This window comes from Pseudomonas sp. NFR02 (assembly GCF_900119375.1).
Classification (GTDB): domain Bacteria; phylum Pseudomonadota; class Gammaproteobacteria; order Pseudomonadales; family Pseudomonadaceae; genus Aquipseudomonas; species Aquipseudomonas paracarnis.
Map to the genome: position 1 here is coordinate 246,121 of NZ_FPJJ01000007.1, position 23,184 is coordinate 269,304.

Genomic DNA, 23,184 nt, shown 5'->3' on the forward strand with positions numbered 1-23,184 from the left:
GAGTTTCACGTTAATGGCTATCAGCGTTTTCGACCTGTTCAAGATCGGCATCGGGCCTTCGAGTTCGCACACCGTGGGGCCCATGCGCGCCGCGGCGTTGTTCGTTCAAGGGTTGCGTGAGCGTGGGTGGCTGGAACAGGTGCAGCGTGTCGAAGTGCAACTGTACGGCTCGCTGTCGGCCACCGGCATCGGCCACGGCAGCGACACCGCCACCATCATGGGCCTGATGGGCGAATGGCCAGACGCAATCGACCCCACGCAAATCGGCGCCCGCATTCACACCCTGCGCGAAACCGACACGCTGCTGCTGGACGGGCGTTTGCCGGTGCCCTTTGTGTGGGCGCGGGACATGCGCTTGCTCGACGAAAACCTGCCGTTCCATCCCAACGCCATGACCCTGGTGGTGTTTGGCGAAAACGGCGAGCTGCACCGCGACACCTATTACTCGGTGGGTGGCGGTTTCGTGGTGGATGAAGCCCAGGCCCAAAGCGGTGTGGCGGACATGGACCGTACCGAGCTGCCCTATGATTTTTCCAGTGCCGTGGAGCTGTTGCAGCTGTGCAAGACCCACAACCTGCGCGTTGCCGAACTGATGCTGGCGAATGAAAAAACCTGGCGCAGCGAAGAAGAAATCCGCAGCGGCCTGATGAAACTCTGGCGCGCCATGCAAGATTGCGTGGAGCAGGGCCTCAAGCACGAAGGTATCCTGCCCGGCGGCTTGAACGTGCGCCGTCGCGCTGCCAAGTTACACCGCAGCTTGCAGGAGCTGAACAAGCCCAATGTGATCGGCTCGACCTTGAGCGCCATGGAATGGGTCAACCTGTTCGCCCTGGCGGTCAACGAAGAAAACGCCGCCGGTGGGCGCATGGTCACGGCGCCCACCAACGGCGCGGCGGGAATCATCCCGGCGGTGCTGCACTACTTTATGAAGTTCAGCGAAGAAGTCACCGAAGCCAACGTGGTCGACTACCTGCTGGGCGCGGCGGCGGTGGGCATCCTGTGTAAAAAGAACGCCTCGATTTCCGGTGCCGAAGTCGGTTGCCAGGGCGAGGTCGGTTCCGCGTGCGCCATGGCAGCAGCCGGGTTGGCTGAAATCCTCGGCGCCACGCCGGAGCAACTGTGCAACGCCGCCGAAATCGGCCTGGAACATAACCTCGGCCTGACCTGCGACCCGGTGGGCGGCCTGGTGCAAGTGCCGTGTATCGAGCGCAATGCAATTGCGGCGGTGAAGGCGATCAATGCGGCGCAAATGGCGTTGCGGGGCGATGGCCAGCACTTCATCTCGTTGGACCGGGTGATCCGCACCATGCGTGATACCGGGGCCGATATGCATGACAAGTACAAAGAGACATCACGAGGTGGGTTGGCGGTGAGTGCGGTTGAATGTTGAGTCAGTGACATGATCGTTCCCACGCTCCGCGTGGGAATGCAGCCCCGGACGCTCCGCCCATGGGTGACGCAGAGCGTCACAGGATGCATGCCCACGCAGAGCGTGGGAACGAGCCGTAGTGCTGACACAATTGCTCACAAAGTGAACACCCCAGCCAAAATCGCCACCTTTTAGCGCGTCGCAAATAGATAAGTAGCTTCCGAACGAATTCCTCCACGATCACACGCCTGATGTGCTTTGGGTGACAGACTTCTCCTACGCCCGCAAAGCGCCTTCCCACAAGTGCTACCGATCTGCTCACACCCCTTGAACCTCGCCCGTTATGCGTCATATCCCGCACTTCACGCGTGGGCTCATATAGACGCATAAACAGGTCGTTTTCAGGAGTTCTTGAATAGCCATTCAATTTTAGGCATGGCATTTGCTCTATCAATTTCAAAGCCTCGCCTTTCCAGGACGAGTGCAATAACAAGAGCCTCGCCTGAGGCCACCACCCGCTTTGTGTGATGTGAGGAGATACCGCGATGACGTCGACCAACTCCGGGGCCCAACCCCAGAACCGTGCGCCTCAATCCATCGGCTTTTTGCTGCTGGACAATTTCACGCTGATTTCCCTGGCGTCAGCCGTGGAGCCACTGCGCATGGCCAACCAGCTGTCCGGCCGCGAGCTGTATCGCTGGACAACCCTGAGTGTCGACGGCAACCAGGTGTGGGCCAGTGATGGCCTGCAAATCACACCCGATGCCTCCATGCACAAAGCCCCCGTCCTGGACACGGTCATCGTGTGCGGCGGCGTCGGTATCCAGCGCACCGTCACCCGTGAACATGTGTCGTGGCTGCAAAGCCAGGCACGCCAGTCTCGTCGCCTTGGCGCGGTGTGCACCGGCAGCTGGGCCCTGGCCTGCGCCGGCTTGCTCGATGGCTTTGATTGCAGCGTGCACTGGGAATGCCTGGCGTCGATGCAGGAAGCCTTCCCGCGGGTGGCCATGAGCACGCGTCTGTTCACCCTCGATCGCAACCGCTTCACCAGCTCCGGTGGCACCGCGCCCCTGGACATGATGTTGCACCTGATCAGCCGCGACCACGGCCGTGAATTGTCGGCCGCCATCTCCGAGATGTTCGTGTACGAACGCATCCGCAACGAACAGGATCACCAGCGTGTGCCGCTCAAGCACATGCTTGGCACCAACCAGCCGAAGCTGCAAGAAATCGTCGCGCTGATGGAAGCCAACCTCGAAGAGCCGATCGACCTGGACGAACTGGCGGTGTATGTCGCCGTGTCGCGCCGGCAGTTGGAGCGGCTGTTCCAGAAATACCTGCACTGCTCGCCGTCGCGTTATTACCTCAAGCTGCGCCTGATTCGTGCACGGCAACTGCTCAAGCAGACCCCCATGTCGATCATCGAAGTCGCGTCGGTGTGCGGGTTTGTGTCCACGCCGCACTTTTCCAAGTGCTACCGCGAATACTTCGGCATTCCGCCACGGGATGAACGCGTAGGCTCCAACACCACCCAGCAAGTGGCGATGATGCCGATTCCGCCGGCACTGGTGTTGTCACCGTTGTCGGGGCCGATGTCGGCGTTGAGCCAGGCGCGCAATGAGTCGACCTTTGCCAGTGTAAGGCTCTAGACCGAGCCGTCTGCATCGCAGGCAAGCCAGCTCCCACCTTGGAACGCGTTTCCCTGTGGCAGCTGGCTTGCCTGCGATAGCGGTATTTCAGGCGCCAGAGTTCTGTTTGAACTGCATCAGCGCCGGCAGCAACTGTTTGTCGATCGCCTGCCTCACCGCCGGCAAAATCGTCGCGCTGCCGCTGTACATCTGTTCCACCATGCCCTTGAGCGCCTTGGCCCGCGCTTCGCTCAACCCGCGCACCGCACATTCGCAGGCCTGCTCGGCGGTAGCGCCGCTGGACACTTCAAAACCCAGGGAGCGCAGTTGGCTCAGCAGGTCATCCTGGTCAATCAAATCCGCGTGCATCATGACGGTCATCCTGGTGTAGAAAGCGGGAATTGACTTGGATTCTGGTAGGCCCCAGGACTGGCGGCAAGGGCAGAATCCACCGATGGCTCGGATGGCTATGAACAGGTCGTTTTCGAGGTGCTTGACCCGGCCCGTAACGGGCACACTGAACCCAGGCACGCAGCTTGAAGGTTTGGTCACCCTCGAATGCACGGCTCACACAAAGCACTCTGCCCCGATCCCGTCACGGCTGGATCGGGGCTTTTTTTTGCGCGGGCAGCCCGATCACCCGGCCGAGTAGGGCTGGCCGGGGTAGATCGGCGTGTGCCTGGCTGAGAGCGATGAGTTTTTCCAGGGTCGCGCCGGCAAACGGCGCCGACTGCGGCCCGGCCAGATCGACATGCAGCAGCATCTGTTCGTTACCCGCCAACTCGCGCTCTTCGCCCACAAGGTGCAGGCTGTGATAGAGGTGCAGGCGCTTGGCGTCCTGGGCGATCAGTTGGGTATGCACCTCAACCTCGGCGCCGAGCTTTACCTCATGCAGGTAGTTCAGGTGCAACTCTAGGGTGAACAGCGAGTGGCCGCTGGCTTCGCGGTTTTCGCTGTCCAGCCCCAGGGTGTTCATCAGCGCATCGGTGGCGTAGCTGAAGATCAGCAGGTAGAACGCGTCACGCAGATGGCCGTTGTAGTCAACCCAGTCGGGCAGGATTTTGGTGGTGTAGGTGGTCAGTGCGGGCATGGCATGAATCCAATTTGGTATGCGGTCAAATGTGGGAGCTGGCTTGCCTGCGATAGCAAGGGTGAGGCCACCGCCATCGCAGGCAAGCCAGCTCCCACAGGGTTATTCGGCGAAGCTCATGCCGTGCTTGGCCTTGGTTGTTTTTACGGCTTCCAGCACCGCCAGCAGGCAGTCATCACGATAGCGCTCCAGCGCCGAGATGCTGCGGTTACCCAACTGCTCAGCGGTGCCATCGACCACATCATCAATCAGCTTTTCAGTCAATTCAGGCGCCGGTAGATAAGTCCACGGCAGCTGCAACGCCGGGCCGAACTGGGCCATGAAGTGGCGCATGCCGGCATCGCCACCCGCCAGCGTGTAAGTGAGGAAGGTGCCCATGAACGACCAGCGCAACCCGGCACCAAAACGAATGGCATCGTCGATTTCGCCGGTGGTCGCCACCCCGTCATTGACCAGGTGCAGCGCCTCTCGCCACAGCGCTTCCAGCAGGCGGTCAGCAATAAACCCAGGCACTTCCTTGCGTACATGCAGCGGGCGCATGCCGAGGGATTCATACACGCTGATTGCTGCCTGGATCGCCTCTGGCGCGGTGTTTTTACCGCCCACTACCTCTACCAACGGCAACAGGTAGACCGGGTTAAAGGGGTGGCCGACCACGCAGCGTTCCGGGTGGGTAGAGCCCTCATAGAACTCGCTGGGCAACAGCCCGGAGGTGCTCGAACCAATCAAGGCATTCGGCTTGGCCGCGGCGCTGATCTGGCTGTGCAATTGCAGCTTCAACTCCAGGCGTTCGGGAGCGCTTTCCTGGATGAAGTCGGCGTCTTTTACGCAGTCTTCGATGGTAGCGACAAAGCGCAGGCGGTCCTGGGAGGCGCCGGGCGCCAGGCCCTGTTGTTCAAGGGCGCCCCAGGCGTTGGCGACGCGTTTACGCAAGGCCGCCTCGGCACCGGGGGCGGGGTCCCAGGCCACTACATCCAGGCCATGGGCAAGAGCACGGGATACCCAGCCGCTGCCGATGACACCGCTGCCCAACGCAGCAAAGGTTTTGATTTCGGTGATAAAGCGCATGGCGACATTCCTGAAAAGTTCGGTAATTCCTTGTGGGAGCCGGGCTTGCTCCCACAGGGTTGTGTGGTGTCTGTGTTAGCCGCGTGGGGTCAGGCCCATCTTGATGCGGCCTTCGGCTGGGGTCAGGACCCGTGCGCCCAACCGGCTGAGAATTTCACTGGCGCGTTCCACCAGTTGGCCATTGGTGGCGAGCACGCCCTTGTCCAGCCACAGGTTATCCTCCAGGCCCACCCGTACGTTGCCCCCCAACAGCACCGCTTGCGCGGCCATTGGCATTTGCATGCGACCAATCCCGAACCCTGCCCACACCGCGTCGGCGGGCAGGTTGTCGACCATGGCTTTCATGGTGGTGGTGTCGGCCGGTGCGCCCCAGGGAATGCCCAGGCACAGTTGGAACAGCGGGTTATCCAGCAGTCCTTCCTTGATCATCTGCTTGGCGAACCACAGGTGGCCGGTATCGAAAATTTCCAGCTCAGCCTTTACGCCCAATTCCTGGATACGTCTGGCGCCAGCCCGCAGTTGCGCCGGGGTGGACACGTAAATGGTGTCGCCATCGCCGAAGTTCAGCGTGCCGCAGTCCAGGGTGCAGATTTCCGGCAGCAGTTCTTCAACATGGGCCAGGCGGGTCAGCGGGCCGACCAGGTCGGTATTGGGCCCGAACTCCATGGGATTCTCGCCGCCACCGATCTCCAGGTCGCCACCCATGCCGGCGGTGAGGTTGACGATGATGTCGATGTCGGCCTCGCGGATGCGCTCCATCACTTCGCGGTACAGCGCGACGTCGCGACTGAACTTGCCGGTCTCGGGGTCGCGTACGTGGCAATGCACGACCGTGGCGCCGGCCTTGGCGGCCTCCACGGCAGCGGCGGCGATTTGTTTGGGTGTGACTGGCACGTGGGGGCTTCTGGCGGTCGTGTCGCCAGCACCGGTGAGTGCGCAGGTGATGATGACGTCGTGGTTCATGAGGCGGTTCCTTACAGGCGGGTGATTTCAAGGCGCAGGGCGCCGTGTCGCGGCCTGGAGCGGCTGCGACACGGTGGTCCAAATAGGGTTATTTGCGGGTCAGTTGCAGGTTGGCAGCAGCCGGCTTGCCGTCGAAGGTGGTCACACCCTCCAGCCAGCGCGCCTGGTCTTGTGGGTGATCCTTGAGCCACTGCCTGGCGGACTCGATGGCGTCCTTGTGATCCAGCAGCGGTTGCATCATGCGGCTCTCGTCGGCGGCGGTGAACGTCAGGTTGGTCAGCAGCTTATGCACGTTGGGGCACTGCTCGGCGTAGGCCGGCGCGGTCACGGTCCATACGGTGGCCATGCCTTCGTTCGGGCCCAGGGCATCTTCGCTGCCGGTGAGGTAAGTCATCGCCACATTCACGTTCATCGGGTGCGGCGCCCAACCAAAGAACACCACGGCTTCCTTGCGGCGCACGGCACGGTCCACGGCCGCCAACATGCCGGCTTCGCTGGACTCCACCAACTGGAACTTGCCCAGGCCGAACTGGTTCTTGGCGATCATCGCCTTGATCTGCGTATTGGCGCCCGAGCCCGGCTCGATGCCATAAATCTTGCCGCCCAGCTCTTTCTCGAACCTGGCGATGTCGGCAAAGGTTTTCAGGCCCTTGTCCGCCAGGTAGGTGGGTACTGCCAGGGTGGCGCGGGCGTCTTGCAGGCTGGGTTTTTCGAGGACCTTGACTTGCTTGGCGTCGACGAACGGTGTGATGGTCTGGGTCATCAGCGGGTTCCAGTAGCCAAGGAACAGGTCCAGGCGCTGATCACGTATACCGGCAAAGATGATTTGCTGGGACGCGCTGGTTTGTTTGGTTTTGTAGCCCAGGCCGTCGAGCAGTACTTGAGCCATGGCGCTGGTGGCGATGACGTCAGTCCAGTTCACCACGCCCATGCGCACGTTCTGGCAAGAAGCGGCGTCCGCTGCCATGGCGGTGTTACTCAAGATGGCGCTGGCGCTGAGTGCGAGTGCGCAGCGGCTGATCAGTCGGTTCATGGGTGGAGCCCTCGGCAGGTCGTTATTGTGGGTGCCGGCGTCTTTGTGCGCCGTGGGATCACGTTACGCAGCTTGGCGCCCCGCAAAGCGCACGGCGGCGACCCGCTCTTGCACTGCAGCGACCTGTGCTCTTGAATGGCCGGTTGAACTGGCGTATCACAGTGACCACGCTGCCCGTCCGACGAGAGCGCCACCATGTCCCAGGATGTCTATTTCTTGCTGATGCCGGGGTTCTCGGCCCTCGGTTTTATCTCCGCGCTGGAACCGTTACGCGTGGCCAATCGCTTTCGCGGCGAGCTGTACCGCTGGCACATCTTGAGTGCCGATGGCGGCGCGGTACTGGCGAGCAACGGCATGTCGGTCAACGCCGATGCCGCGCTGGAACCGTTGAAAAAAGGCGCGACCTTACTGGTGGTGGCCGGCTTCGAACCCCTGCAGTTCGCCACGCCCGCCCTGGAGCATTGGCTGCGCCGCCTCGACCATGAGGGTGTGACCCTCGGTGCCATCGACACCGGCGCCTGCGTGCTGGCCGAGGCGGGCCTGCTTGACGGCCACCGCCTGACCTTGCACTGGGAAGCCATCGACGCCTTCAAGGAGGCCTATCCGCACCTGAGCGTGACCCAGGAACTGTTCGAAATCGACCGGCGCCGCATCACCTGCGCCGGCGGCACCGCGTCCATCGACTTGATGCTCGATCTCATCGCCCAGGCCCATGGCCCGGAGCTGGCGATCCAGGTTTCCGAGCAATTCGTACTTGGCCGCATCCGCCCTCGCAAGGACCACCAGCGCATGCAGATCGCCACGCGCTACGGCATCAATAACAAGAAACTGGTGCAGGTGATCGGCGAAATGGAACAGCACACCGAACCGCCCCTGAGCACCTTGGCCCTGGCCGAAACGATCAAGGTCACCCGACGCCAACTGGAGCGGCTGTTTCGCCTGCACCTGAATGACACCCCCAGTAATTTCTACCTGGGCCTGCGCCTGGAAAAAGCCCGAAAACTGCTGCGCCAGAGCGACATGAGCGTGCTGGAAGTGAGTATTGCGTGCGGGTTTGAGTCACCGTCGTATTTCACCAGGAGCTATCGCGCAAGGTTTGCCAAATGCCCGCGGGAGGATCGGCGACGGGAGGTGGTTTGACGGACAATTATAGTCAATTATACTCTTGGCTATAATTTATAGTCATTTCCATAATTGAGTATAAAACCATGTCCAAGCACAGCGGCTTTGTGTTTCGCCGCCCCACCCTGGCAAGCAGTATTGCCGATGGCCTGGTGGGGGCCGGTATTCAGGATTTCACCTCCGGCCTGTTTCTCGCGGCGCCCCGACGCACGGGCAAAAGCACTTTTCTGCGCGAAGACCTGATTCCGGAATGTCAGCTGCGGGGCTGGCTGGCGGTGTATGTCGACCTGTGGGCCGACAAGGAAAAAGACCCCGCCGAGCTGATCGCGAGTGCCATTGCGGGGGCATTGGTGCCGTTTGAAAAGGGTATTCGCAAACTGGCAAAAAACATTGGCATCGAGAAACTAAGCTTTCTGCGTACGCTTTCCTGGGACTTTACCAAGCCACAATTGCCTGTCGGTGCGACGCTGACCCAAGCGTTGGAATTGCTCCATAGGGCTGCAGAAAAACCCGTTGTACTGGTGATTGACGAAGCACAGCACGCAATAACCACCGAGTCAGGTATCAATGCGATGTTCGCGTTGAAGGCTGCCCGGGATCAGCTCAACCAAGGCCGTGACGAGGAGGGCAGCGGTTTGCGCCTGGTGTTTACCGGATCCAATCGCGACAAACTCGCTCATTTGGTATTGGGTAAAAGCCAGCCATTCTTCGGTTCCAGCATCACGCCGTTTCCGCTGCTGGGCAAAGCGTTCACCCAGGCCTACACCGTGCACCTCAACGCGCACCTGGCCCAGAACAACCAATTCAACGCGGCTGATATTGATGAGGCGTTTGAGCGGGTAGGTCGGCGTCCCGAGATGTTGCGCACGATCATCGGTGAAGTCGCATTGGAGTTGGGCGAGGCGAGCAATCTTGGCCAACTGCTGCACAGTCGCGCAGAACTGCTGCGCGCGGGTGTATGGACCGAGTTCGAAAGCGCCTGGAACGCCCTGACCATCCCGCAGCGCGCCGTGCTGGAGGTGATGGTGGAGCGTTCTCAAAACAACGAACCCTTCGCGCCATTCACCGATAGCACCCTCACGGCGGTCAGCAAGGCGCTGGAAAAGATGGGTAGCGACGTGGTGCCGGGTACCCAGACCATCCAGGCCTGCATCGATGCCCTGCGCGACAAGGAACTGGTGTGGAAGTCGAGCCGAGGCGGCTATGCCCTGGAGGACAACACCTTCGGTGACTGGCTGCAACACAAGAACCTTACACCGCGCTAAAAGGCCGGCTTCTAAAGAGAGCGGAGGTGGTTTATTTCTTTACCAGGGCCGAGCATGCCGCCTTGTAGGCTTCATGCTGGTACTTGTTCAGCGTCGCGGGCAGATCAAAGGTGTGCTTTTTGTTCTGCGCATTGATGGTCTGCGGCGACAACAGCGTCACCTCCACCCCCTCCAGCAGTTGAAGCACCCCTTCAATCTTGAACGTCGTTGGGCCACCGGCGAATTCACCTTTTTTGCTGCGCTTCTTGATGGCGATGCGAGTGATGGCGTTGTCCTGCACAAACGCTTTCACCTGAGCGGCGAAGGCTTTGACGTTGGCCGCTTCATCGTCATCGTCGAGGGCGATTTTCTTGGTCGCCAGGGCGACGTGGGTCAGCGCCTGGTTGTCCAGGGCGGCGAGGGCGATGATGGCTTCGCTGCCTTTGATTTCGATGCCGCAAATAATCATGGCGTTGCCTTGAGCAGGAAAAGAGGGCACGGATGGTAACAGGCTCGGTTCGTTCGAGAGGAGCTGACCATCCGTCGGAGATAGTGCTGATACTGTCAGATCTGACAGTAGATCTTGATGGGTTCCCCAACTAGATTCGCAGCAGGGGCCGGCACGCGGTCCCATGTTTTTGCGACGAGGGGGGCGGGCAATGAATATTCGCAAGGAAATTCGAAAACTGAGCGGGCCTGAACGGCTAGCGTTTACCAATACGCTGTTGGCCCTTAAGGGTAATGGCGGATACGACAAGTATGTGCATTGGCATCACGCAGTGATGGTACCTACCGTTCACCCTGATGAACCCCAAGATCCCGACTATCGTAATGGCGCCCACTTGGGGCCGGCTTTTTTACCCTGGCATCGTGAAATGTTGTTGCAGTTGGAAGCCGACCTTCAGGCCATCACGCCCGGTATCACGCTGCCTTACTGGGATTGGACATTGGACGCGGCAGACCCGACGAATTCGCCGGTGTGGGAGCAAAGCCTGCTGGGGGGGGACGGTGACGCTGCCGATGAATTCAGGGTGCAGGATGGACCCTTCGCGTACCGATACGGCAATTGGCCGGTGCCTGCCTATCCGGAAGATGGGCTGCCGGGGGCGGGGTTAAAGCGCCAGTTCTCACGTTTGGTCAACTCGCTGCCGACGGCCGCGGACTTGCAGATGGCAATGAATGAAGAGCTGTATGACGAGCCGAACTACACGTCGAGTCCGTTCAATAGAGGCTTTAGAAACCGACTCGAAGGCTGGATCACTCAGAAGGGCGACCCGCAAGTCACCACCCCTGGTTCTCAATTGCACAACCGCGTCCATTTATGGATTGGCGGCAACATGCTGGCGATGACCTCGCCCGAAGATCCAGTATTTTTTCTGCATCATTGTTTCATCGACAAAATCTGGGCCGACTGGCAGGCGCAAATGATGCTGGATAAGCCCGCACTGGCGCCTCATTACTGCCCGATGCAGGATGGCCCCACCGGGCATAATTACGATGATGTGATCAAACCCTGGACTCGTCGTATCCGTGAGGTGATGGATATCACCGCGCTGGGGTATGCCTACGAGCCAGCCTCACCCTTGACCAAAAGGCCGTTCAAGTCACCTTTCATGGCTTGAGCGTGGCGCAGCCCTTTGCGCGGCCTGGTCGCGTGAAGGGTGTTTACTCCTGCCCAATCGACTCCAAAAACTCCGACCGCTCATCACTCATCCGCGCCAGGCAGTCGTTGTGCGCAATCGCATAGGCCTTGGTGCCGGTGACTGCCGGGAAGGTGTCCACCGCACAATCGGCATCCCGCAGTTTTTCCCACTTTTGCTGCGCGTCCTTCAGACGGGCGGTAATGTCCGCCAGTTTGGTCTTGTCGCTGCCGTAGGTCGAACCCATGCGCTCCAGTAACCCCTGATAGTTATCCTTGAGCAATTGCTCGGCGGTGGTTTTGTTATAGGTGGCGCATTCCAGGGTTTGCTGGTCGTTCTCGATGCCGTCGCACGGCGTGCTGTCGGTGTCTTCGGCCGCGTGGGCGGTGGTTGCGATGAGTGCCAAAGCCAGGAAAATCGATTTCATTGCGCCGTCTCATATCACGTGATGCGCAATTCTGGCTCAAGCGTCAGACAAAGAACAGCCGCCAGTCAGGCATGTCTGCATAGCCTTTGTCGTGGATTGACGCTTTCGGCAATTCCCCTGTCGTTTTTGCACCCGGCTCCGTCGGTGCCTGGGCATATGCTGGCCCCAAAGCGCCGGCAGACGATTCGGCGCATGAATCGCCAATAAGGGGACGCCTGATGAGCCCAGCCGAGTTGCACGCCGACAGCATCGTTATCGACGGTCTGATTATTGCCAAGTGGAACCGCGACCTGTTCGAAGACATGCGCAAAGGTGGCCTCACCGCCGCCAACTGCACGGTGTCGGTGTGGGAAGGCTTCCAGGCCACGATCAATAACATTGTCGCCAGCCAGACCCTGATCCGTGAGAACAGCGACCTGGTGATCCCGGTGAAAACCACCGCTGACATCCGCCGCGCCAAGGAGCAGGGCAAGACTGGCATCATCTTCGGTTTCCAGAATGCCCATGCCTTTGAGGACCAGCTCGGCTATGTCGAGATCTTCAAGCAGCTCGGCGTTGGCGTGGTGCAGATGTGCTACAACACCCAGAATCTGGTGGGCACCGGTTGCTATGAGCGCGATGGCGGCCTGTCGGGTTTCGGTCGTGAGATTGTCGGCGAGATGAACCGCGTCGGCATCATGTGCGACCTGTCCCACGTGGGCTCCAAGACCAGCGAAGAGGTCATCCTCGAATCGAAAAAGCCAGTGTGCTACTCGCACTGCCTGCCGTCCGGGCTTAAAGAGCACCCGCGCAACAAGTCCGATGAAGAGCTGAAGTTCATCGCCGACCATGGCGGTTTTGTCGGCGTGACCATGTTTGCGCCGTTCCTGGCCAAGGGCATCGATTCGACCATCGACGACTACGCCGAAGCCATCGAATACACCATGAATATCGTCGGTGAAGACGCCATCGGCATTGGCACCGACTTCACCCAGGGCCATGGCCAGGATTTCTTCGAAATGCTCACCCATGACAAGGGCTACGCCCGCCGCCTGACCAGCTTCGGCAAGATCATCAACCCGCTGGGCATCCGCACCGTGGGCGAGTTCCCCAACCTCACCGAGACCCTGCTCAAGCGCGGCCACAGCGAGCGCGTGGTGCGCAAGATCATGGGCGAGAACTGGGTCAACGTCTTGAAAGACGTCTGGGGCGAATAAGCCACTGCTCGCTTAATCCTTCACCCGCCGCCATCCGCGTGGCGGGGCATCAAAACGAATTTTCTGGAGTTAAGTTTCCATGGCCAAGATCGCCCCGCAATTGCCAATTGAAGTCGACAGCGAAACCGGTGTCTGGACCTCCGACGCCCTGCCGATGCTATATGTGCCACGCCACTTCTTCGTCAACAACCACATGGGTATCGAAGAAGTGCTGGGCGCTGACGCCTACGCCGAGATCCTCTACAAGGCCGGCTACAAATCCGCCTGGCACTGGTGTGAAAAAGAAGCCGAATGCCACGGCCTGGAAGGCGTCGCGGTGTTCGAACACTACATGAAACGCCTGTCGCAACGCGGCTGGGGCCTGTTCAAAATCCAGGACATCGACTTGGACAAAGGCACCGCCAGCGTCAAGCTGGAACACTCGGCGTTCGTCTACGTGTACGGCAAGGTCGGCCGCAAGGTGGACTACATGTTCACTGGCTGGTTTGCCGGCGCCATGGACCAGATTCTTGAGGCCCGTGGCAGCAAGATCCGCACTGTCGCCGAACAAGTCTACGGAGGCTCCGAAGAGGGCCACGACGATGGCCTGTTCACCGTCAAACCGTTGTAAGCCGAGGACCGTGCCATGGCTTTCGAAGCAATGTTCCAGCCGATCCAGATCGGCAAACTGACCATCCGCAACCGCGTGCTCAGTACTGCGCATGCCGAGGTGTATGCCACCGACGGCGGCATGACCACCGACCGCTATGTGAAGTACTACGAAGAGAAAGCCAAGGGCGGTATTGGCCTGGCGATCTGCGGTGGCTCCTCCGTGGTGGCCATCGACAGCCCGCAGGAATGGTGGGCGTCGGTGAACCTGTCCACCGACCGCATCATCCCGCACTTCCAGAATCTGGCCGATGCCATGCACAAGCATGGCGCCAAGATCATGATCCAGATTACCCACATGGGCCGGCGTTCGCGTTGGGACGGCTTCAACTGGCCGACCCTGATGTCGCCGTCCGGCGTGCGTGAGCCGGTGCACCGTGCCACCTGCAAGACCATCGAGCCGGAAGAAATCTGGCGTGTGATTGGCAACTACGCCCAGGCTGCGCGTCGGGCCAAGGCCGGTGGCCTGGACGGGGTGGAGTTGTCGGCTGTGCACCAGCACATGATCGACCAGTTCTGGAGCCCGCGGGTCAACAAGCGTACCGACGAGTGGGGCGGCAGCTTCGAGGGCCGCATGAAGTTCGGCCTGGAAGTGTTGAAGGCCGTGCGTGCCGAAGTGGGGGATGACTTCTGCGTGGGCATGCGCCTGTGCGGTGACGAGTTCCACCCGGACGGCTTGTCCCACGAGGACATGAAGCAAATCGCCAAGTACTACGATGACACCGGCATGCTCGATTTCATCGGCGTGGTGGGCTCGGGTTGCGATACCCACAACACCCTGGCCAACGTCATCCCGAACATGAGCTACCCGCCGGAACCGTTCCTGCACCTGGCGGCCGGCATCAAGGAAGTGGTCAAGGTTCCGGTGCTGCACGCGCAGAACATCAAGGACCCGAACCAGGCCACGCGTATTCTGGAGGGCGGCTATGTGGACATGGTCGGCATGACCCGTGCGCACATCGCCGACCCGCACCTGATCGCCAAGATCAAGATGGGCCAGATCGACCAGATCAAGCAGTGCGTGGGCGCCAACTACTGCATCGACCGCCAGTACCAGGGCCTGGATGTGCTGTGCATCCAGAACGCTGCGACCTCCCGTGAATACATGGGCGTGCCGCACATCATCGAGAAGTCCACCGGGCCCAAGCGCAAGGTGGTTGTAGTGGGCGCCGGCCCGGCCGGGATGGAAGCCGCGCGCGTGGCGGCTGAACGTGGCCACGACGTGACGCTGTTCGAGAAAAAAGAGTTTATCGGCGGGCAAATCACCACGGCATCGAAAGCGCCGCAACGTGACCAGATCGCCGGTATCACTCGTTGGTATCAACTGGAGCTGGCGCGTTTGAAAGTCGACCTGCGCCTGGGTGTTGCAGCCGATGCCGAGACCATCCTGGACGTGCGTCCGGACGTGGTGGTGCTGGCGGTGGGCGGGCACCCGTTCATCGAGCAGAACGAACACTGGGGCGCCGCCGAAGGCTTGGTAGTGAGCAGTTGGGACGTGCTCGACGGCAAGGTTGCGCCGGGCAAGAACGTGCTGGTGTACGACACCATCTGTGAATTCACCGGGATGTCGGTGGCCGACTTCCTGGCCGACAAAGGCAGCCAGGTGGAGATCGTCACCGACGACATCAAGCCAGGCGTGGCAATCGGCGGTACGTCGTTCCCCACGTACTACCGCAGCATGTACCCCAAGGAAGTGATCATGACCGGCGACATGATGCTGGAAAAGGTCTACCGCGAGGGCGACAAGCTGGTGGCCGTGCTGGAAAACGAATACACCGGCGCCAAAGAGGAGCGGGTGGTCGACCAGGTGGTGGTGGAGAACGGCGTGCGTCCGGACGAGGCCATTTACTACGGGCTCAAGGAAGGTTCGCGCAACAAGGGCCAGATCGACGTTGAAGCGCTGTTTGCGATCAAGCCGCAGCCATGCTTGAGCGAGGCGGGCGAGGGGTACTTGCTGTTCCGCATTGGTGACTGTGTGGCCCAGCGCAACACCCACGCCGCCATCTATGACGCCCTGCGCTTGTGCAAGGATTTCTGACGCACCTGATCGTTCCCACGCTCTGCGTGGGAATGCCGCCCTGGACGCTCCGCGTCTGCTTTTAAGGTCGTGACGCAGAGCGTCACAGGATGCATGCCCACGCAGAGCGTGGGAACGATCTTAGTGGGAGCTTCACCATGCTGAATACCCTTCTTCCCATCCTGCTTTTTGCCGCCCTGGGCCTCGCCGTCCTCGGCGCCTTGCGCCGGGTGAACATGTGGCGCCGTGGCCGCTCGTCCAAAGTCGACCTGCTGGGCGGCCTTTTGGCCATGCCCAAGCGCTACATGGTCGACCTGCACCACGTGGTCGCCCGTGACAAATACATCGCCAACACCCACGTAGCCACGGCGCTCGGCTTTGTGCTGTCGGCGCTGCTGGCGATCCTGGTGCACGGCTTCGGCCTGCAGAGCCGCATTCTTGGCTATGCGCTGCTGCTGGCATCGACATTGATGTTTGTCGGCGCGATCTTCATGTACCTGCGCCGCCGCAATCCGCCTGCCCGCTTGTCCAAAGGCCCGTGGATGCGCCTGCCGAAAAGCCTGATGGCGTTCTCGGTGAGCTTCTTCCTGGTGACCTTGCCGGTGGCCGGGATTCTGCCCGCCGATTTCGGCGGCTGGCTGCTCGCGGCTTTGCTGAGCGTGGGCGTGCTGTGGGGCGTGTCCGAAATGTTCTTCGGCATGACTTGGGGCGGGCCGATGAAACACGCCTTCGCCGGTGCCCTGCATCTGGCCTGGCACCGTCGCGCCGAGCGCTTTGGCGGTGGCCGCTCCACCGGGTTGAAACCGTTGGATCTGAGCGATAAAACCGCACCGCTGGGCGTGGAAAAACCCAAGGACTTCACCTGGAACCAACTGCTCGGCTTCGACGCCTGCGTGCAGTGCGGCAAGTGCGAAGCGGCGTGCCCGGCGTTTGCCGCCGGCCAGCCATTGAACCCGAAAAAACTCATCCAGGACATGGTGGTCGGCCTGGCCGGTGGCACCGATGCCAAGTTCGCCGGCAGCCCGTACCCCGGCAAACCAGTGGGCGAACACGGCGGCAACCCGCACCAGCCGATCGTCAACGGCCTGGTGGACGCCGAGACCCTGTGGTCGTGCACCACCTGCCGCGCCTGCGTGGAAGAGTGCCCGATGATGATCGAGCACGTGGACGCCATCGTCGACATGCGCCGTCATCTCACCCTGGAAAAAGGCGCTACGCCGAACAAGGGCGCCGAAGTCCTGGAAAACCTGATCGCTACCGACAACCCCGGCGGTTTCGCACCCGGTGGTCGTCTGAACTGGGCGGCAGACCTGAACTTGCCGTTGCTCAGCGACAAAGGCAGTTGCGATGTGCTGTTCTGGGTCGGCGATGGCGCCTTCGACATGCGTAACCAACGTACCCTGCGCGCCTTCGTCAAAGTGCTCAAGGCCGCCAAGGTCGACTTCGCCGTGCTTGGCCTGGAAGAACGCGACAGCGGTGACGTGGCGCGGCGCCTCGGCGATGAGGCGACATTCCAGCTGCTGGCCACGCGCAATATTCAGACCCTGGCCAAGTACAGCTTCAAGCGCATCGTCACCTGCGACCCGCACAGTTTCCATGTGCTGAAAAACGAATACGGTGCCTTCAACGGCAACTACCGGGTGCAGCACCACAGCACCTTCATGGCCGAGCTGATTGGCGAGGGCGCGCTGAACCTGGGCCAGCACAAAGGCAACAGCGTGACCTACCACGACCCCTGCTACCTGGGCCGCTACAACGGTGAATACGAGGCGCCGCGCCAAGTGCTGCGGGCGTTGGGTATCGAGGTCAAGGAAATGCAACGCTCGGGCTTCCGTTCACGCTGTTGCGGTGGCGGTGGCGGCGCGCCGATCACAGATATCCCCGGCAAGCAACGTATCCCCGATATGCGCATGGACGACATCCGCGAGACCGGTGCCGAACTGGTGGCCGTGGGTTGCCCGCAATGCACCGCGATGCTTGAAGGCGTGGTCGAACCGCGCCCGTTGATCAAAGACATCGCCGAACTGGTAGCCGACGCGTTGCTTGAAGACGCCGCGCCGGCCAAAGTCCCCCTCAAGCGTGAACCTGCGGAGGTGCACTGATGAGCGATATTATCCGCCGCGACCCCCGGGCCGAATGGATCGCCCGTAACCGCCTGCACCCGTTGCACGCGGCGATGCAGCCGGTGCAACACAGCTGGATGGGGCCCAACGGTATCATTCGCAAAAACGTGCATGGTGTCGGTTTTATCGGGCCCAACGGCATCAAGCGCATCGACCGCAGCGGTGCCCAGCAGGGCGGCGCGGCCAAGCGCAGCGCGGCAGTGCAAGTGCAATTGCCGCTGCATCAGGTGCCGACCCCGGCGTTCTATATCAACGTGGTGCCGGACATGGTTGGTGGCCGTCTGAGCAGCCACGACCGTGACCTGCTTGGCCTGGCGCGCCAGTTGGCTGGCAGTGACGGCGCGGTATTGGCGGTGGTATTCGGTGAACACAAGGAAAGCGCCTTTGCCACGGCCGGCGTCGACCGTCTGCTGGTGCTGGAAGGGCATGAGTTCGAGGGTTATGCACCGGAGCAACGGGTGCAGGGCCTGCGCGCTGTGCATAACCAATTCAGCCCGCGCCACTGGTTGCTGCCAGATAGCCGCAGCGGTGGTGGCGAACTGGGGCGACGCTTTGCCGCCAGCCTCAAGGAACGCCCGGCGACGCGGGTGTGGCATATCAAGGGCGAGGAGTGCATCGGCCGTGCCGGTGCCGGCCAGGAAGACCTGGCGCGACCGTTGCCCCGTCTGATCCTCGCCGCCGCCGAATGTGCCGATCCGGTCAGCGAAACCCGCCACGAAGTCTTGCCCGTGGAGTTATCCACAGGCCTGGCGCGCAGTTTGCCGCGTATCGAAGATCTCGGCGCGGTGGCGGTCGACCCGGCAGCGATTCCGATGGCCGAGGCAGAGTTCATTTTCTCCGGTGGCAACGGCGTAAAGGACTGGGCGCTATTCCACCAGACCGCCGCGGCCCTGGGCGCCACCGAAGGCGCCTCGCGGGTGGCAGTGGACGATGGCTTCATGGCGCGCGATCGCCAGGTCGGCGCCAGCGGCACCTGGGTCACTGCGCGGGTGTACGTGGCCGTCGGGATTTCCGGGGCGATCCAGCACCTGCAAGGCATCGGTGCCTGCGACAAGGTGGTGGCGATCAACCTCGACCCAGGGTGCGACATGATCAAGCGTGCCGACCTGTCGGTGATCGGCGAAAGCGCCGCGATACTGCACGCCTTGATCGCGGCGGTCGAGACCTACCGCAACGGCGCCAAGCGCGATGCAGCCTGAGGATATGACCATGACCAACACTGTATTCAGCCTGGTATCCATCGGCGCTCACCCCACCTCCGGGCGTCCACGCCGTGCCGAGCAGGACGCGCGCGCGGTAGAGTTGGGGCTGCAACTGGCTGGGGATAAGTTGCAGGTGCTGCACGCGGGTGATGTCAGCGAGCCGACCCTGCGCAGCTACCTGGGCATGGGCCTGCCGCAACTGCAGGTACTCGAACAGCCGGCGGGCGCCGACGCGTTGCCGGTGCTCAGCGAGTATCTGCGCGACGCGGGCGCCCAAGTGGTACTGACCGGAAGCCAGGCAGAAACCGGCGAAGGTTCGGGGATGCTGCCGTTCCTGTTGGCCGAACAACTGGGCTGGCCGCTGATTGTGGGGCTGGCGCAGGTGGAGTCCATCGACGCCGGCGTAGCCCTGGTGCTGCAGGCGCTGCCTCGCGGCCAGCGGCGGCGCTTGAAGGTGCGCCTGCCGTTTCTCGCCACTGTGGATAACGCCGCGCCCAAGCCACGCCAGAGCGCCTACGGCCCGGCGCAACGGGGTGAACTGGCCGCCCATGACGTTGAGATTGAACACGACGAGTTATTCACAGGCGCACTGTTGCAACCGGCCAAGCCACGGCCAAAGCGCCTCAAGGTGATCAAGGCCAAGAGTGGTGCCGACCGTATGAAGGCCGCAACGGCCAAGGCCAGTGGCGGCGGTGGGCAGGTGCTCAAGGGCGTGAGCGCTGAAGAGGGCGCGCAAGCGATTCTCAAGCTTCTGGTAGAAGAGGGCGTCGTACGCTGAACCCTGACCACCACCAAACCTTGTGGGAGCTGGCTTGCCTGCGATATCGGTGGGTCAGCAACCCATGCATCCGTTGACGTATTGCAATCGCGGGCAAGCCCGCTTCCACATTTTCCTGTTTTATCTTGGGCTTACCCACAGTGCCTGTTGATCCGCCTGTGGATAACCTGTTCGCGGGTGTCCACAAGCCCGGTGTATCAAGCTCTGCAGCCCTCTGTACGAAAAACAACCAACCTAACTCGCGGTTTTTGTTCGGGTTTTCACCGGGCCAAGGCCTCGACTTGCCCCCAAAGTCTGTTGGCGCTTTTGTGGATAAGATGTTCGCTATCCGCTACAGGCCTTATAAAACGTGGCTTTCACGGGGTTGGTTGATAATTGATCAAATCCTAAATTTTTGCCTTTTAAACTGCTGTATATCCCAGATTTATGAGGGTTTCAAAGGCTTTTCCACAGCCCGGACAAAGTTGCCCCCAAAGTCTGTTGGTGCCTCTGTGGATAAGGTGTTCGCTTACCGCTGCAAGCCACGCCAAACAAGGCTCTTGGAGGGTTGATCAATAAATGATCAGCTTGAGCTGAAACCTGGAAGTTTGAATAAGTCACGGATTTTCTTGATTTAATTTTCGTCCACGACGCACTTGCCCACAATTGCTGTGGGTGGCTTTGTGGATAAGTTGTTGGGTAAAGGCTGGAGGGCAGGGTGGTAAAGGGCTGTATCAGAGCTGATCGAATTTTGAACAGCTAATCTGTTCAAATGTGGGAGCTGGCTTGCCTGCGATAGCGGTCTATCAGCCAATACAGACTTTGACAGACACCATGCCATCGCGGGCAAGCCCGCTCCCAAACAAGCGTTATTCGTGAGCAGCTACGCCTTTGAGATAAGGCGCCGGCGCCGCACCCAGGTTGCTCAGCATGCGCTCGCTGTACCAATCCACAAAATTCACCACGCCAAACTCATAGGTCTTGGAGTACGGGCCGGGTTGGTAAGCGGTGGAGTTGATCCCGCGCTGGTTTTCTTCGGCCAGGCGGCGGTCCTGGTCGTTGGTGGCATCCCACACTTGGCGCATGCGTTCCACGTCGTAGTCCACGCCTTCCACGGCGTCCTTGTGCACGATCCACTTGGTGGTAACCATGGTTTCCTGGGCGCTGATGGGCCACACGGTGAACACAATGATGTGGTCGCCCATGCAGTGGTTCCAGGAATGTGGCAGGTGCAGGATGCGCATCGAGCCCAGGTCCGGGTTCTTGATGCGGCCCATGAGCTTGGCACAACCTTGTTTGCCATCCAGGGTCATCGACACGGTGCCCTTGAGTAGCGGCATGCGCACAATCCGGTTACGCAGGCCGAAGCTGGCGTGGGCGTAAGGGATCTTCTCGGCATCCCAGGCGGCGGCGGAGGCGGCTACGTGGTCCTTGAACGCCTGGTCGGCACGTGGGTCGGTGACGTCGTCCCATTCCAGCAGGGTTTTGAGCAGCTCCGGGTGCGACGCGTTGCAGTGGTAGCACTCGCGGTTGTTTTCCAGCACCAGCTTCCAGTTGGCTTTTTCGAACAAGGTGGTCTGGATCGCCACCTTGGTGTTCTCCATGTCGTAGGGCTCCATGTAATGGCTGAGCGTCGACAGGAAGTCATCGATGGCCGGCGGGTTTTCGGCCAGGCTGATAAAGATATAGCCGCCAGCGGTCTTCACGTTCACCGGCTTCAAACCGTACTGCTTCATGTCGAAATCGGCGCCCATCTCGGTGCCGGCGAACAGCAGGCGGCCGTCCAGCTCGTAGGTCCACTGGTGGTAGTGGCAAACCAGCTTGGCGACCTTGCCCTTTTCGCTGGTGCACAAGCGCGAACCACGGTGGCGGCACACGTTGTGAAACGCATGCACCACGCCGTCGGCACCCCGGATCACGATGATCGGGTTCTTGCCCACTTGCAGGGTCAGGTAGTTGCCCTTGGTAGGAATTTCGCAGGTCATGCCGGCGATCAACCACTCTTTCTGGAAGATCTCCTGCATGTCGATATCGAACAGCCGCTCATCAGAGTAGAACGGCTGCGGCAGCGAAAAAGTGCGCTCGCGCTCTTGCAGCATTTGCGCGGTGGCCTTGCGTGCGGGTTCCAGCGGATCGCCCAAGCTTAAGGTTGCGGTGACGTCCATCGTGTGTGTCCTCATGGCCATTCTGTGTGGCCGGCGAATAGTGGCTACGGTTGGTGCTGTGCAAGGCGTAAAGAACGCGTCTTTGTTGGGAGCGAGTGTGGGCCCGGCGTAACGTCGAACCTTATCCATGGGCGACATGGCCCAATCTGATCCCGACGCGCAAGCCCCTGTCTTTGGGGGCTGGTCGCCGTAAGTATGTGAATGTCGCAGATAGGTAAATGGGTGGTTCTCGCGTTACGCAGAATCGCCACCATAAGGCCGACGTCGGCGGTGGAGAACAATATGTCCAATAATTTCCTGAATCCGGTAACCACCCAGACCTGGGCCAATGGTCGGCACATCGTCCGTTGCGTCAAAGTCATCCAGGAAACCTGGGATGTGCGCACTTTCTGTTTTATGGCCGATCAGCCGATCCTGTTCTTTTTCAAGCCGGGGCAATTCGTCACCCTGGAGCTGGAAATCGAAGGCCAGCCGATCATGCGTTCGTACACCATTTCCAGCTCACCGTCGGTGCCTTACAGCTTCTCGGTGACCATCAAGCGCGTACCGGGCGGCCGGGTTTCCAATTGGCTGCACGACACTTTGCACGAAGGCCAGGAGTTGGCGGTGCACGGCCCGGTCGGGCTGTTCAATGCCATCGACTTCCCAAGCCCGAAAGTGCTGTACCTCAGCGGTGGCGTTGGGATCACGCCGGTGATGTCCATGGCGCGCTGGTTTTACGACACCAACGCGAACGTCGACATGACGTTTATCCACAGCGCCCGCTCGCCCAAGGACATCATCTATCACCGCGAGCTGGAGCACATGGCGTCGCGGATCGACAACTTCAGCCTGCACCTGATTTGCGAAAAACACGGCCTGGGCGAACCCTGGGCCGGGTATCGCGGCTATCTGAACCACAAGATGCTGGAGCTGATGGTGCCGGACTTCCTGGAGCGCGAAGTGTTCTGCTGCGGCCCTACGCCGTACATGAACGCGGTGAAGCGTTTGCTGGAAGTTGCCGGTTTCGACATGACGCGTTATCACGAGGAATCGTTTGGCGCGACGCCGCCCGAAGCCCGTGCCGATGCGGTGGAGCAGGCCGAGCAAGCGGCGGATGCGCCGGAGATCGACCTGGCAGACCTGCATCAAGTGGAATTTATCGCGTCCGGCAAAAGCATTCGCGTGGCACCGGGGGAAACGGTGCATGCCGCAGCGGCCAAGCTCGGCCTGCTGATCCCCAAGGCCTGCGGCATGGGCATCTGCGGTACGTGCAAGGTGATGAAACTGGGCGGCGAAGTGGAGATGGAGCACAACGGCGGGATTACCGAAGAAGACGAGGCTGAAGGCTACATCCTGTCGTGCTGCAGTGTGCCGAAGGGTGATGTACGCATCGAATTCTGATCTGCTCGTTCCCAACGCTCTGCGTGGTGACGCCGCCCAGGACGCTCCGCGTCCGGCCGCATTGAGGGTGTGACGCGGAGCGTCACGGGCTGCATTCCCACGCGGAGCG

At 60.9% G+C, this 23,184-nt stretch carries 20 protein-coding genes; 12 read left to right on the plus strand and 8 right to left on the minus strand.

The features are described from left to right. The first annotated feature begins 13 nt into the window (after positions 1 to 13). Both BT199_RS21055 and BT199_RS21060 read left to right on the plus strand, forming a co-directional pair. Complete coding sequence (locus tag BT199_RS21055) at positions 14 to 1,390, plus strand: L-serine ammonia-lyase (protein ID WP_014720257.1); 1,377 nt, start codon at positions 14 to 16, stop codon at positions 1,388 to 1,390. 524 nt (positions 1,391 to 1,914) lie between these two features. Further along, positions 1,915 to 3,018 carry a choline metabolism transcriptional regulator GbdR gene (locus tag BT199_RS21060; RefSeq protein ID WP_003194907.1) on the plus strand — a complete coding sequence of 368 codons (1,104 nt, stop codon included), beginning with the start codon at positions 1,915 to 1,917 and terminating at the stop codon, positions 3,016 to 3,018. Positions 3,019 to 3,105: 87 nt separating this feature from the next. Here the strand turns inward: BT199_RS21060 and BT199_RS21065 are convergent, their stop codons facing one another. The 5 genes from BT199_RS21065 to BT199_RS21085 form a co-directional block, all read right to left on the minus strand. Then, positions 3,106 to 3,369 (minus strand): hypothetical protein, encoded by a 264-nt coding sequence (locus BT199_RS21065; RefSeq protein ID WP_072435402.1) that lies wholly within the window; start codon positions 3,367 to 3,369, stop codon positions 3,106 to 3,108. Positions 3,370 to 3,592: 223 nt separating this feature from the next. Next, positions 3,593 to 4,087: a thioesterase family protein gene (locus tag BT199_RS21070; protein ID WP_072435403.1), complete on the minus strand. Its 495-nt coding sequence runs from the start codon at positions 4,085 to 4,087 to the stop codon at positions 3,593 to 3,595. A gap of 102 nt (positions 4,088 to 4,189) precedes the next feature. Further along, the gene (locus tag BT199_RS21075; protein ID WP_014720254.1) at positions 4,190 to 5,155 is read right to left on the minus strand and encodes an L-carnitine dehydrogenase; all 966 of its coding nucleotides are present in this window, start codon (positions 5,153 to 5,155) and stop codon (positions 4,190 to 4,192) included. Between the two features lie 75 nt (positions 5,156 to 5,230). After that, on the minus strand, positions 5,231 to 6,118 hold the full coding sequence (locus tag BT199_RS21080) for a 3-dehydrocarnitine:acetyl-CoA trimethylamine transferase CdhC (protein WP_058410796.1): 888 nt from the start codon (positions 6,116 to 6,118) through the stop codon (positions 5,231 to 5,233). Between the two features lie 88 nt (positions 6,119 to 6,206). Continuing rightward, on the minus strand, positions 6,207 to 7,151 hold the full coding sequence (locus BT199_RS21085) for a choline ABC transporter substrate-binding protein (RefSeq protein ID WP_072435404.1): 945 nt from the start codon (positions 7,149 to 7,151) through the stop codon (positions 6,207 to 6,209). Between the two features lie 195 nt (positions 7,152 to 7,346). On the opposite strand from BT199_RS21085, the gene BT199_RS21090 reads away from it, so the two are divergent. Both BT199_RS21090 and BT199_RS21095 read left to right on the plus strand, forming a co-directional pair. Beyond that, positions 7,347 to 8,291: a GlxA family transcriptional regulator gene (locus BT199_RS21090; protein ID WP_019817453.1), complete on the plus strand. Its 945-nt coding sequence runs from the start codon at positions 7,347 to 7,349 to the stop codon at positions 8,289 to 8,291. Between the two features lie 68 nt (positions 8,292 to 8,359). Then, complete coding sequence (locus BT199_RS21095; RefSeq protein ID WP_072435405.1) at positions 8,360 to 9,538, plus strand: ATP-binding protein; 1,179 nt, start codon at positions 8,360 to 8,362, stop codon at positions 9,536 to 9,538. A gap of 31 nt (positions 9,539 to 9,569) precedes the next feature. On the opposite strand, the gene BT199_RS21100 is transcribed toward BT199_RS21095, so the two are convergent. After that, positions 9,570 to 9,986: a DUF3010 family protein gene (locus BT199_RS21100; protein WP_014720249.1), complete on the minus strand. Its 417-nt coding sequence runs from the start codon at positions 9,984 to 9,986 to the stop codon at positions 9,570 to 9,572. Positions 9,987 to 10,176: 190 nt separating this feature from the next. On the opposite strand from BT199_RS21100, the gene BT199_RS21105 reads away from it, so the two are divergent. Next, positions 10,177 to 11,139, plus strand: a complete 963-nt coding sequence (locus tag BT199_RS21105; RefSeq protein WP_032902308.1) for a tyrosinase family protein — start codon at positions 10,177 to 10,179, stop codon at positions 11,137 to 11,139. A gap of 43 nt (positions 11,140 to 11,182) precedes the next feature. On the opposite strand, the gene BT199_RS21110 is transcribed toward BT199_RS21105, so the two are convergent. Then, positions 11,183 to 11,584, minus strand: coding sequence for a lysozyme inhibitor LprI family protein (locus BT199_RS21110; RefSeq protein ID WP_014720247.1), 402 nt, complete (start codon positions 11,582 to 11,584; stop codon positions 11,183 to 11,185). A 218-nt stretch (positions 11,585 to 11,802) separates the two neighbouring features. Between BT199_RS21110 and BT199_RS21115 the strand changes: the two genes are divergently transcribed. The 6 genes from BT199_RS21115 (at position 11,803) to BT199_RS21140 (ending at position 19,548) form a co-directional block, all read left to right on the plus strand. Next, a complete protein-coding gene (locus tag BT199_RS21115) occupies positions 11,803 to 12,780 on the plus strand; it encodes a dipeptidase (RefSeq protein ID WP_014720245.1) in 978 nt (325 codons plus the stop codon). 79 nt (positions 12,781 to 12,859) lie between these two features. Then, positions 12,860 to 13,390 carry a DUF5943 domain-containing protein gene (locus BT199_RS21120; protein WP_005792152.1) on the plus strand — a complete coding sequence of 177 codons (531 nt, stop codon included), beginning with the start codon at positions 12,860 to 12,862 and terminating at the stop codon, positions 13,388 to 13,390. Between the two features lie 15 nt (positions 13,391 to 13,405). After that, on the plus strand, positions 13,406 to 15,466 hold the full coding sequence (gene dgcA / locus BT199_RS21125; protein WP_014720244.1) for a dimethylglycine demethylation protein DgcA: 2,061 nt from the start codon (positions 13,406 to 13,408) through the stop codon (positions 15,464 to 15,466). A gap of 137 nt (positions 15,467 to 15,603) precedes the next feature. Then, positions 15,604 to 17,547 carry a dimethylglycine demethylation protein DgcB gene (gene dgcB / locus BT199_RS21130; RefSeq protein ID WP_019817451.1) on the plus strand — a complete coding sequence of 648 codons (1,944 nt, stop codon included), beginning with the start codon at positions 15,604 to 15,606 and terminating at the stop codon, positions 17,545 to 17,547. Continuing rightward, on the plus strand, positions 17,547 to 18,767 hold the full coding sequence (locus BT199_RS21135; protein ID WP_072435406.1) for an electron transfer flavoprotein subunit alpha: 1,221 nt from the start codon (positions 17,547 to 17,549) through the stop codon (positions 18,765 to 18,767). The genes dgcB and BT199_RS21135 overlap by 1 nt, the downstream gene beginning before the upstream one ends. Positions 18,768 to 18,771: 4 nt before the next feature. Beyond that, positions 18,772 to 19,548, plus strand: coding sequence for an electron transfer flavoprotein subunit beta (locus BT199_RS21140; RefSeq protein ID WP_165835065.1), 777 nt, complete (start codon positions 18,772 to 18,774; stop codon positions 19,546 to 19,548). An 848-nt stretch (positions 19,549 to 20,396) separates the two neighbouring features. On the opposite strand, the gene gbcA is transcribed toward BT199_RS21140, so the two are convergent. Further along, positions 20,397 to 21,692: a glycine-betaine demethylase subunit GbcA gene (gene gbcA, locus BT199_RS21145; RefSeq protein WP_014720238.1), complete on the minus strand. Its 1,296-nt coding sequence runs from the start codon at positions 21,690 to 21,692 to the stop codon at positions 20,397 to 20,399. 282 nt (positions 21,693 to 21,974) lie between these two features. Here gbcA and gbcB point away from each other — a divergent pair, with 282 nt between their 5' ends. Then, on the plus strand, positions 21,975 to 23,075 hold the full coding sequence (gene gbcB, locus BT199_RS21155; RefSeq protein ID WP_014720237.1) for a glycine-betaine demethylase subunit GbcB: 1,101 nt from the start codon (positions 21,975 to 21,977) through the stop codon (positions 23,073 to 23,075). The last annotated feature ends 109 nt before the right edge of the window (positions 23,076 to 23,184 follow it).

What these genes read in the sequence shown, in the direction of transcription:
- BT199_RS21070 (WP_072435403.1), bottom strand. Translation starts at nt 4,087, where the DNA reads ATGCCCGCACTGACCACCTACACCACCAAAATCCTGCCCGACTGGGTT.
- BT199_RS21055 (WP_014720257.1), top strand. Translation starts at nt 14, where the DNA reads ATGGCTATCAGCGTTTTCGACCTGTTCAAGATCGGCATCGGGCCTTCG.
- BT199_RS21095 (WP_072435405.1), top strand. Translation starts at nt 8,360, where the DNA reads ATGTCCAAGCACAGCGGCTTTGTGTTTCGCCGCCCCACCCTGGCAAGC.
- BT199_RS21065 (WP_072435402.1), bottom strand. Translation starts at nt 3,369, where the DNA reads ATGATGCACGCGGATTTGATTGACCAGGATGACCTGCTGAGCCAACTG.
- dgcB (WP_019817451.1), top strand. Translation starts at nt 15,604, where the DNA reads ATGCTGAATACCCTTCTTCCCATCCTGCTTTTTGCCGCCCTGGGCCTC.
- BT199_RS21080 (WP_058410796.1), bottom strand. Translation starts at nt 6,118, where the DNA reads ATGAACCACGACGTCATCATCACCTGCGCACTCACCGGTGCTGGCGAC.
- BT199_RS21135 (WP_072435406.1), top strand. Translation starts at nt 17,547, where the DNA reads ATGAGCGATATTATCCGCCGCGACCCCCGGGCCGAATGGATCGCCCGT.
- dgcA (WP_014720244.1), top strand. Translation starts at nt 13,406, where the DNA reads ATGGCTTTCGAAGCAATGTTCCAGCCGATCCAGATCGGCAAACTGACC.
- BT199_RS21075 (WP_014720254.1), bottom strand. Translation starts at nt 5,155, where the DNA reads ATGCGCTTTATCACCGAAATCAAAACCTTTGCTGCGTTGGGCAGCGGT.
- BT199_RS21085 (WP_072435404.1), bottom strand. Translation starts at nt 7,151, where the DNA reads ATGAACCGACTGATCAGCCGCTGCGCACTCGCACTCAGCGCCAGCGCC.
- BT199_RS21105 (WP_032902308.1), top strand. Translation starts at nt 10,177, where the DNA reads ATGAATATTCGCAAGGAAATTCGAAAACTGAGCGGGCCTGAACGGCTA.
- BT199_RS21120 (WP_005792152.1), top strand. Translation starts at nt 12,860, where the DNA reads ATGGCCAAGATCGCCCCGCAATTGCCAATTGAAGTCGACAGCGAAACC.
- BT199_RS21115 (WP_014720245.1), top strand. Translation starts at nt 11,803, where the DNA reads ATGAGCCCAGCCGAGTTGCACGCCGACAGCATCGTTATCGACGGTCTG.
- BT199_RS21110 (WP_014720247.1), bottom strand. Translation starts at nt 11,584, where the DNA reads ATGAAATCGATTTTCCTGGCTTTGGCACTCATCGCAACCACCGCCCAC.
- BT199_RS21140 (WP_165835065.1), top strand. Translation starts at nt 18,772, where the DNA reads ATGACCATGACCAACACTGTATTCAGCCTGGTATCCATCGGCGCTCAC.
- BT199_RS21100 (WP_014720249.1), bottom strand. Translation starts at nt 9,986, where the DNA reads ATGATTATTTGCGGCATCGAAATCAAAGGCAGCGAAGCCATCATCGCC.
- gbcA (WP_014720238.1), bottom strand. Translation starts at nt 21,692, where the DNA reads ATGGACGTCACCGCAACCTTAAGCTTGGGCGATCCGCTGGAACCCGCA.
- gbcB (WP_014720237.1), top strand. Translation starts at nt 21,975, where the DNA reads ATGTCCAATAATTTCCTGAATCCGGTAACCACCCAGACCTGGGCCAAT.
- BT199_RS21090 (WP_019817453.1), top strand. Translation starts at nt 7,347, where the DNA reads ATGTCCCAGGATGTCTATTTCTTGCTGATGCCGGGGTTCTCGGCCCTC.
- BT199_RS21060 (WP_003194907.1), top strand. Translation starts at nt 1,915, where the DNA reads ATGACGTCGACCAACTCCGGGGCCCAACCCCAGAACCGTGCGCCTCAA.